The 6,820-nt window shown below is 69.4% G+C and carries 9 protein-coding genes; 3 read left to right on the top strand and 6 right to left on the bottom strand.

What is annotated here, in order from left to right; all coding sequences use genetic code 11:
- Window positions 1-670: 670 nt before the first annotated feature.
- Complete coding sequence (locus tag AOK08_RS48865; RefSeq protein ID WP_157876650.1) at window positions 671-919, top strand: helix-turn-helix domain-containing protein; 249 nt, start codon at window positions 671-673, stop codon at window positions 917-919.
- Window positions 920-1,054: 135 nt separating this feature from the next.
- Here AOK08_RS48865 and AOK08_RS11175 read toward each other — a convergent pair whose 3' ends face one another.
- Together AOK08_RS11175 and AOK08_RS11170 are read right to left on the bottom strand one after the other, a co-directional pair.
- Window positions 1,055-1,456, bottom strand: a complete 402-nt coding sequence (locus tag AOK08_RS11175) for a hypothetical protein (protein WP_055525334.1) — start codon at window positions 1,454-1,456, stop codon at window positions 1,055-1,057.
- Window positions 1,453-2,001: a hypothetical protein gene (locus AOK08_RS11170; protein WP_241826915.1), complete on the bottom strand. Its 549-nt coding sequence runs from the start codon at window positions 1,999-2,001 to the stop codon at window positions 1,453-1,455. The genes AOK08_RS11175 and AOK08_RS11170 overlap by 4 nt, the downstream gene beginning before the upstream one ends.
- Before the next feature lie 128 nt (window positions 2,002-2,129).
- Between AOK08_RS11170 and AOK08_RS11165 the strand changes: the two genes are divergently transcribed.
- Both AOK08_RS11165 and AOK08_RS11160 read left to right on the top strand, forming a co-directional pair.
- Window positions 2,130-3,467: an NsdA family TPR-like regulatory protein gene (locus tag AOK08_RS11165; RefSeq protein ID WP_055525333.1), complete on the top strand. Its 1,338-nt coding sequence runs from the start codon at window positions 2,130-2,132 to the stop codon at window positions 3,465-3,467.
- 44 nt (window positions 3,468-3,511) lie between these two features.
- Window positions 3,512-4,048: an NUDIX domain-containing protein gene (locus AOK08_RS11160; RefSeq protein WP_055525332.1), complete on the top strand. Its 537-nt coding sequence runs from the start codon at window positions 3,512-3,514 to the stop codon at window positions 4,046-4,048.
- Between the two features lie 56 nt (window positions 4,049-4,104).
- Here AOK08_RS11160 and AOK08_RS11155 read toward each other — a convergent pair whose 3' ends face one another.
- The 4 genes from AOK08_RS11155 to AOK08_RS11140 form a co-directional block, all read right to left on the bottom strand.
- Window positions 4,105-4,440 (bottom strand): hypothetical protein, encoded by a 336-nt coding sequence (locus tag AOK08_RS11155; RefSeq protein WP_055525331.1) that lies wholly within the window; start codon window positions 4,438-4,440, stop codon window positions 4,105-4,107.
- Complete coding sequence (locus AOK08_RS11150; RefSeq protein ID WP_055525338.1) at window positions 4,437-4,709, bottom strand: hypothetical protein; 273 nt, start codon at window positions 4,707-4,709, stop codon at window positions 4,437-4,439. Before AOK08_RS11150 ends, AOK08_RS11155 begins: the two co-directional genes overlap by 4 nt.
- 14 nt (window positions 4,710-4,723) lie before the next feature.
- A complete protein-coding gene (locus tag AOK08_RS11145; RefSeq protein WP_055525330.1) occupies window positions 4,724-5,641 on the bottom strand; it encodes an N-acetylmuramoyl-L-alanine amidase in 918 nt (305 codons plus the stop codon).
- 73 nt (window positions 5,642-5,714) lie between these two features.
- Window positions 5,715-6,785, bottom strand: a complete 1,071-nt coding sequence (locus tag AOK08_RS11140) for a sialidase family protein (protein ID WP_157876649.1) — start codon at window positions 6,783-6,785, stop codon at window positions 5,715-5,717.
- Between the last annotated feature and the right edge of the window lie 35 nt (window positions 6,786-6,820).

Here is a 6,820-nt window from a genome sequence, read left to right as displayed (position 1 = left end):
TTCAAATCCCGCCACCCCGACAGCTAGAAGAGATCGTTAGAGGCCGTTTCCCCAGGTGGGAGACGGTCTCTTTCGTTTTTTCGCTGGCCGGGACCATGGCTCTGGATGGGTCTCCGTGGGGCAGCATGGGAGCTCGTGCCCCAGTCCTGCCCCAGATCTGCCCCAGGCTGGGGCAGCCGTTTCGCTACCCCTCGCGCCGTTCCCGCTGCCCGATGCCTCCAGCAACATACGGGCGCCCACGGCGGATCATCCGCGCCCGACGCCGTTCTTCCTGAACCAGAACGCAGCTCCCGCACATCGCCAGGGGCACCGCTTCGCCAGCCTCGCTCCCGCGCTGCCCGATGATCGTGACGAAACGATTCTTCGCGCGGCACGCAAAACAGTCCCCGAGCCGCCAGCCGTAGCAGGCAAGGATCTCAGGCGGAGTGATCCGGTAGCTCGCGACGCGTGACGCCTCCATACCCGACGAACGCTCGGGACGGTCGGGGGATACGTGCGGGTCCGACTTACCTCTGCTCACCAGTCACTCGCTTCTCGATTCGATCCCCAGGGCCTACCTATTGATATCCGAACTACCCCGCACGGATACCTGTCCTCCGTACCAGCCATGGGAGAAATGTAGGCGAATTCGCCTACGGACATTCGAACATGGAATGGCCAACTTGGCAGGGTGTCGCTCTCTGCCCCGCCCCCTGATCCGGCTCAGCTCCTCGCGCTACGTATCGCTTTTGGCGAGCGGCTCCGTGAGGCAAGGCGTGCAGTCGGCCTCACCCAGGAAGAACTTGTGGAGCGGGCTGGAATAGATCGAGCGGCCTACTCAGAAATCGAGCGTGGGCAGCGCGATGCTCGTCTCTCCACACTGCTTCGGATCGAGAGCGCGCTCGGCGCACCGCTGGACCTGGTCCGCAGGGACCGATGAACACAGCAGAGTGCCCCGCCGCAGAGTCAGGGGGTGTACTGCGGCGGGGCGCTAGGGTCGCCCCGCGCGGCCCACGTACGGGACGGCCGGTTCATCCCGCCGCCGGCGCAGTCGGCGCGCACCGGCGGCGGGGGCTCAGAGCTTGGTGCCGATCGCGATGGTGTCGTTGCCCGCCATCTCCGTCATCGCGCGCAGCAGGATCGCGAGGCGCCGGTCGTCGATCTCCATCAGCCAGCCGAGATTGACATGGTGAAAGCTCGCGACCGACAGGATGACGTCCAGGAAGATCCGCTGCTCCTCGTCGAGGTCGAGACCGTACCGCTCCTTGGCGACGCGGTCCCACGCACAGCCCACCGGCTTGCCTTCGTCGTTCGTGACGATCAGCGACCGGCGGACGCTGCTGCGGGCGAGGACAGTCCCCTCCTCGATGAGGGCACGTAGACCGGCCTGGTCCCGTGGGTTCGTCAGCCGCTTGAGCAGCACTTCCTCAAGCGCCGGAGGGGCGGTGTCCTCGGCGGGCGGGGTTGTCGCAGTCATCTGGATGCCTCCGTGAGTGGGGTGCCGACCGGGCCGAGCGCGGCGGCGAGGATGGCAGGGGCAGTGAGCCGACCGGAGCCGTCGGGCCGGTGCAGCCAGATGCGGCCACACGCCTGCCGGCCAGTCGGCGGGCAGTGCAGTGGCATCCCCCACGGCTCCGCTCTGATACCGCGGATGCAGTCCAACGCCCTGCCAGAGTCGGGCGGCATCAGCCACCAGGCCCGGTCGAGCGTCGTATCCACGAGGACAGGTCCCCGGCGCTCCTCGCGGATACGGCTCAGGGCCTCCATGCCGGCGACGAGCCGCGATTCGGCGACCAGCCAGTGAGCGCCGCTCCTGATCGGGGCAAGGGCCTCCAGGCTCCATGCGTCGCGTACAAGGTCAGGGCGCGCGGAGCAGTCGGCGAGCCACGCGTCCCCGGCCTCGGCATCCTCTGCGAGCAGCCGACGTGTGCTGCCGCGTATCGAGCCGATGCCGAGCGCGATACCACCATGCGCCTCGGGCGTACGCGGGATGCTCACGTCCATTGTGGTCAGTGGTTCCATGCACCGATGCTGTCGACCCAGATCAGTCGACGGGAGTGTGTGCAACGCCCGCGTCGCATTGGCAGGTTCACACATTGTGTGAACCGCCTGTGGCTAGGCTCCACACACTGAGTGAGTTGGGAGCACCGATGGAGCCGAACACACAGCTAGACGCTCTCCTCGACGAGGCAGGAATGTCCCGTGTAGGACTCGCCGCGCGCATCAACAGCGCGGGAGCAGCACGAGGGAAGCAGATGCACTACGACCACAGCTCCGTCATCCGCTGGCTTCGCGGCCAGCGCCCCCGCGGTCACACGCCGGAGATCATCACCGAGGTCCTGGGCGCACGGCTTGGCCGGCCACTCAGTCTCGACGACATCGGCATGGGGTCCCGCTCCGCGCCCCACCCTGCAGGGACGCCTCTGGAAGGGTTCATCGGCAAAGCCACCGCTCTGTGGCGGGGCGACAACCAGAGACGTGAGGATCTCCTGCGGGCGCCCGTGATCACTGGGCTGCCTGCGGTGGGGCCGGTGTGGGAGTGGGAGAACCCGCCCGAGGACGTGGATGTGAGCAGCCGCGGCACGATCCGTGTCGGCATGCCCGACGTCGGGCAACTGCGCACCGCGAGGAGCCACTACGAGCAGATGTACCGGAAAGCCGGTGGTGTTGCGACGCGATCTCGGGTGCTGCGGTTCCTGGTGGAGGACACGGCTCCACTGATGCGAGGCACCTACTCGGACCAGACAGGACGGGAGCTGCACCGTGCGGTTGGTGGCCTAGTTGCCATCGCGGGGATCTGCGCGTACGACTCGTCTGCTCAAGGGCTCGCGCAGCGGTACTACCACCAGGCGCTCAGGCTCGCGAAGGCCTCGGGAGACCGGGCATTCGGCGGGTACGTGATAGCTCTCCTGGTCAATCACGCACTCTTCTTGGGCGAGTACCGGCAGGCCGTCGCGTTCGCCCAGGCTGGCCTGCGCACTGCCGGAACGGCGCTGAGCCCGGCCCTTGCCTGTGACCTGCACGCCATGCAGGCCAAGGCTTACTCCCGCATGGGGGACCAAGCCGGGGCGCATCGGGCCATGACAGCAGCGGAGACCGCTGCTGGGCTGATCCGGCCCGACGAGGAGCCTGCCGAGACCGGTTACGTGCAGCCCGGGCTGCTGGAGACCGCCCTCGCTGACACCCTGATGCGTCTGGGCGACACCGAGCCCGCGACGGCATACGCCGCTGAGGCCGTCGCCACCCAGACACATGCGCGCGGCCGGGTGCATCGCCTCGCGACCCTCGCTGACTGCGAGTTGCGTGCTGGCGAGGTCGACCGGGCGGCCGGGACCGCAGAGCTGATGCTGGACACCGTGCAGGGCATGGAGTCACACCGGCTGCACGACCGCCTCACCGTGGTCCGCAGGAAGCTCTCGGCGACACGGAGTACGGCGGCAGCGGGTGTCGTCGACCGCCTGGACGACACGCTGCGCATCCCGCTGTAGCTCGTGTGTTGGGATGGACGGCGTACCCGAGGAGAGGCAGCAGCGTGTCAGTGTGGCGGAACGTGGGCGAGCGCACGGTGTACGAGAACCGGTGGTGCCAGGTCGCGATGGCGGACGTGGAGCTGCCTGACGGTCGGCACTTGGACCACACGGTGATCCGACTGCGACCGGTCGCGGTGGCGGCCGTCGTCAACGAGGCGAACGAGGTCCTCCTGCTGTGGAGGCATCGGTTCATCACCGAGGCCTGGGGCTGGGAGCTCCCGTCGGGCGGCACGGGCGAGGGCGAGGACCCGGCCATCGCGGCTGCGCGAGAGTTCGAGGAGGAGACCGGCTGGCGACCGGGCCCGATGCGCCTGTTGCTCGCCGTCGATCCGATGCCCGGGATCTCGACGAGTCACCACCGGGTCTATTGGTCGGACCAGGCCGAGCAGGTAAGGGAGGTGCCCGTCGACGTCATCGAGTCGGCACGACGTGAGTGGGTACCCCTGGAGACGGTGCCGACACTGATCGCCAGGGGGGAGATCCGATCGGCGAACGCAGTGGCCGCGCTGCTGATGCTGCATCACCGTCGTCTCGGCTGATCCTGGACACAGAAAGAGCCCCTGTACGGCCCGTGGCGGGCCGTACAGGGGCTGTGTCATGAGGTGTCGGGGGCGAGGGTCCGTGTGCGGGCGTCGACCCGGTCGACGGCGTCCCGGAGCGAGTGGCCGGAGTTGGGCCGCAGCTCGTGTTCGACGGCGGTGATCCGGCCCTCGATCCCGTCGAGACGAGCCATCACGCCCTGGCGCTCGGGAACGCCCGGGCGTGGCGCAGTGCCCGCCCAGTCGTCCGCGAAATCATCAATCCGCTCGATGATCCTCCGGACGCCCCGGGCCGCGCGCCAGGCGAGGACGATGGCGCCCGCGATGGCGGCGCCGGCCACGCTCCAGACGACGGCGACGTCGACGACGGGCACGCCGGTGCCCTGGCTCATCTCCGGCTCGCTCTGATCAGTGCCTCGACGTCGTCGGTGGCCTCGTAGCGGGGCGGCTTGGCGTAGCCGAGGGCGAGGCCTGCGGCCGTACGCAGCCACGGCACGCGCAGCCGCTCGGCCACGCGCTCGGCGACCCTGAAGGCGATGTAGTACGCGGCGGCCACGGCGACCGTGATTCCGCCGGCGACGGTGCCCGAGTCCACGGTGAGGCCGAGGCCGGTGAGGAGAGTGAGTACCCATCCGGCGAGGAGCGGGACGAGGGTACGCATGATCGAAGGGAACATCAGTCCACCACCTTGAATCCGGCCTTGAGGCCGAGTCGGGTCAGGGAGTCGCGGCCGGGGATACCGTCGGCCGCGTCACCGCGGTGACTGCCGCCTGCTTCGGAGCGCTGCCACCGCGCGTACGCGCTGACCGTGACCGTGCCGAAGTGCCCGTCGCCGTACCGCTTGGCGAGCAGTCCCGCGTCGATGAGCGCGGCCTCGACGGTGCGCACACCGGCGTACGACACCGGTGTCCCCGACCGTGCCGGGTCCGTACGCGCCGCCCTGATCACTCGGGCGAGGCTGACGGTGGGCGTGGCTGGGGCGGGCGTTGGTGCCGGTGCCTTGGTGGCCAGCCGGGCGGCGATCCGTGCGCGCATGAGCCGCCAGTCGACGCCGCGCGGGTCGATTTTGCCGGGCTGCCAGTCCAGGTGCCTGATGACCGAGGCCGCCGACCAGCCGTGGTGCCGGCAGATCGCCGCGGACACTTGCTCGATCGCGAGCAACTGGGCGGCAGGCCAGGGGTCTTCCCCGTCGCCGAGGTTCTCGCACTCGAAGCCGTAGAAGTGCCGGTTGCCGTCGACCGTGGCCTCGTCGTCGAGCGGCAGGGCGCGTTCGGCGATGACCGCCTGGAGGACGTCCTCGTCGCCGAGCCCGGCGTGGTTGGCGCGGCCGTACCCGACCAGGTGGACGCGGCCGTCCTTGGCGATGACGCCATGGCACAGCGGCCCGGGCAGCAGGCTGTGACCGTCGCGGCAAATCCTCACTGTCGCGTCCGTGCCCTTGGTCACGGTGTGGTGGATCATCACCCCGTGCACCGGCCCCCACGGGCCCTTGTGGTTGCGGTTGTGGTGTCTCCAGTCGCCGACCTCGACGACGGTCACACCCTCGGCTTCGAGCGCGGCGAGGAACGCCGTATCGCTCATCGGTGGGGCCATGCGTGCCTCCAAGGCATGAAGAAAGCCCCGGCCAGATGGCACAGGGCTGCGGGAGTGGGGCGAGTGATGCCCGTCAGAGTTCAGTGACGGGCACGGCGGTGAACTCGACGCGGTCATAAGGCGTCCATTCACCGGTCTCGTACAGCAGGCCGACGGTGGCCGCGTCCAACAACGCCATCGAGGAGTACGCCGCATGCAGCCCCGAGATCTTGCGGCAGGTCCGCCAGGTCCGGCCGCCGTCGTCGGATCGGCGGATCGACATGGCGATGCGCCCGTCCGGATGCTCGGGGCCGGCGTACAGCAGTGGTCCACCGGGGACTTGGAGGAGGCTGCCGTGCACGGCCGGGGTGGTGATCGTCCCCTGGACCCGGTACGCGGATTGCAGCGTGCTGCCCCCGTCGACGGAGTAGGCATCCGCCCGGGTGCCCGGTACCGTGCCGCCCTGGTCGCGGCAGTTGAAGTACAACCGCCCGTCGTCCAACTCTGCGACGGCGCTCTCGTTCTCGTTGATCGCGCCCGTCGGATTCGACGAGGTGAAGGGCACCCGCCAGGTGTGGCCGCCGTCGTCCGAGACCAGGGCGTGCGCCCCCAGATATCGCGACTCCGCCCCGGTGTCCGTGCTCCCCGACGAGGGGGCCCGGGAGTGGTTGGCGGGGATGACGAGCCGCCCCGGGTGGGCGCCGCCGGTGACAGCGACGCCCCGGCCGGGCCCGGTGGCATACCAGCGCATCCACGACGTCTTGGCCTGGGCGGTTATGTCGACGGGCGCCGTCCAGGTGGCGCCGCTGTCCGCGCTGCGCTGGACGTACACCTGCCGGGTGGCCAGGCCCTTCATGATGTCCGCCTCGGTGGCGGTGCCCGCGTGGCCGCACGACAGCAGTACGAGGTCCCCGGATGCCGGGTCGGTGACGATCGCGGGGTTGCCGGCGGTGTTGGCGCCGTGGCTGGTGACGATGGTCTGCGGGCCCCACGTCGCACCACCGTCGGTGGAGCGGCGGGACACGATGTCGATCTCGCCGGAGTCGCCCACACTGTTCGTGCGGCCCTCCACCAGGGCAAGCAGCGCCCCGTCAGGGGCCACCGTCAGGGCCGGGATGCGGTAGGCGGTGTAGCCGCCAGTACCGGCAGTGAACGGGACAGACATGTCCACGGGGCTCCTTCGCATCGAGGGTAGGCGGG

The organism is Streptomyces graminilatus (genome assembly GCF_001418565.1).
Lineage (GTDB): Bacteria > Actinomycetota > Actinomycetes > Streptomycetales > Streptomycetaceae > Streptomyces > Streptomyces graminilatus.
The sequence above is the reverse complement of the archived record's forward strand: the minus strand, read 5'-3'. Positions and strand labels throughout refer to the sequence as shown.